Annotated in this window: 1 protein-coding gene; it reads right to left on the bottom strand. The window is 68.8% G+C overall.

Annotated features, from left to right (window positions below; genetic code table 11):
- Window positions 1–1,157: acyltransferase domain-containing protein (locus AB0L33_RS35115; RefSeq protein WP_365687827.1), on the bottom strand; the 1,157-nt coding region annotated here is incomplete at both ends.

Genomic DNA, 1,157 nt, shown 5'->3' with positions numbered 1-1,157 from the left:
CCGTCGTCGAAGCGGACGGCCGCACGGATCTGACGCGCCCAGTAGGCCGGGCTGGTCAGCTCGTCGGCGACCTGGCCGGTCACGTTCGATATGACCGTGATCTGGGGTTCGTTGAACGTGAGAGAGCCGATCGTCTCCTCGAACTCGGCCAGAGCACTGTCCATGTGCGCGGAGTGGAAGGCGTGCGAGACGGTGAGGCGCTTGACCTTGACCCCACGCCCACGGAACAACTCCTCCAGGACCTCGACCGCATCCGCATCGCCAGAGACGACCACAGCTGCGGGGCCGTTCACCGCCGCGAGAGACACACCCTCGACCAGTTCCGGGACCACCTCCGTCTCCGGTGCGGCGATGGCGAGCATGGCTCCGCCCGTGCGGGCGGCCTGCATCAGCCGGCCCCGGGTCGCGACCAGGGCACACGCGTCCTCCAGGGAGAACACCCCCGCCGCGTATGCGGCGGTCACCTCGCCGATCGAGTGTCCGATCAGCGCATCCGGGCGCACCCCGAACGAAGAGACCAGCGTGAAGAGGGACGACTCCAACGCGAACAGCGCGGCCTGCGTGAACCGGGTCTGATCCAGCACCGGATCACCCCCGAACACCACATCCCTCAACGACCGGCCCAAGTACCCGTCCAGATACGAGCACGCCGCGTCGAACGCCTCCGCAAACGCCGGGAACGTCTCATACAGCTCCCGGCCCATACCCGGACGCTGGCACCCCTGCCCCGTGAACAAGAACGCCGTCCCCGCAGCATCTGCCACCGGTCGGCTGCCACTCACCGCCTTCAGCCCCGCCACCAGCTCCGCACGGTCCGCACCGATCACGACCGCGCGGTGCTCGAACACGGTTCGCGCGGACGCCAGCGAATAGCCGATATCCAGCAGCGAACCACCTTCAAAGGCAGCCAAGTTCGCTGCCTGGGCGCGTAGCGCCTCCGCACTGCGCGCGGAGACCACCCACGGCACCAGTGCGGGCTGCGCACCGGGCACGACAGGGTCCTGCTCGGGCGGCGCTTGCTCCAGGATGACGTGGGAGTTCGTCCCGGAGATCCCGAACGAGGACACCGCGGCACGGCGGGGGCGGTCGACCTCGGGCCAGGCACGTTGCTCGGTCAGCAGTTCGACCGCGCCCGCGGACCAGTCGACATGAGAGCT

Origin of the sequence: Streptomyces sp. NPDC052299, assembly GCF_040679335.1 — a bacterium.
Classification (GTDB): Bacteria; Actinomycetota; Actinomycetes; order Streptomycetales; family Streptomycetaceae; genus Streptomyces.
Note: the sequence above shows the minus strand (reverse complement) of the source record. Positions and strands in the feature narration are given on the sequence as shown.